The 650-nt window shown below is 45.7% G+C and carries 1 protein-coding gene; it reads right to left on the reverse strand.

The genetic code is table 11. The annotated features are described in order from the left end of the window. Positions 1 to 61 precede the first annotated feature (61 nt). Positions 62 to 650, reverse strand: a 589-nt coding sequence (locus R7190_RS28165) for a PTS transporter subunit EIIC (RefSeq protein ID WP_318137964.1), incomplete at its 5' end; no start/stop codon positions are given.

Consider the following 650-nt stretch of genomic DNA (forward strand, 5'->3'; position numbering starts at 1 on the left):
TTCTTGTTCCATTTTATCTCTCCAGAAATATGGGCTGCTTGGTAAAACAGCCCATTCATAATTAAGCGGTTACGCCTTCACCAGCAGGTTGTTCTGCCTGTTTCGTTTCTTTGGTTGTTGGTAGTTCTTGCTCAAGCATTTGCTTCTCAAACATTTTGAAGAATGGGAAGTAGATAAGAAGGTCAAGAATCAACAGACCCACTACGAGCAGTACCGGAGAAAACGTCCAGCCGCTTCCCCAAGACGCACCAATAATTGCCGGCGTCGTCCATGGTGTAGTAGCCACCCCCATACCTACGAAGCCAAGATGCACAGCAAAGTAAGCAATCGTTGCGTTAATTACTGGAGCAAAAACAAATGGGATGAACAATGTTGGGTTCATTACGATTGGGCTACCAAAAATCACTGGTTCATTAATTTGGAAGAAGCCAGGAACCGCACTCATTCGGCCGATACTCTTTAGGTGAACAGAGCGGCTAAATGACATCAGTAGAACCAACGCTAACGTCGCACCAGAACCACCAATGAAGATATAGAAGTCCCAGAACGGCTGAGTGAAGATATTCGGAACAGGTTGCCCAGCAACGAATGCGTCGATGTTTCCACTGATGTTTGTTAGAAAGATTGGCGACAGAAGGCCAACCACAATC

The organism is Vibrio sp. 1078-1 (assembly GCF_033340475.1).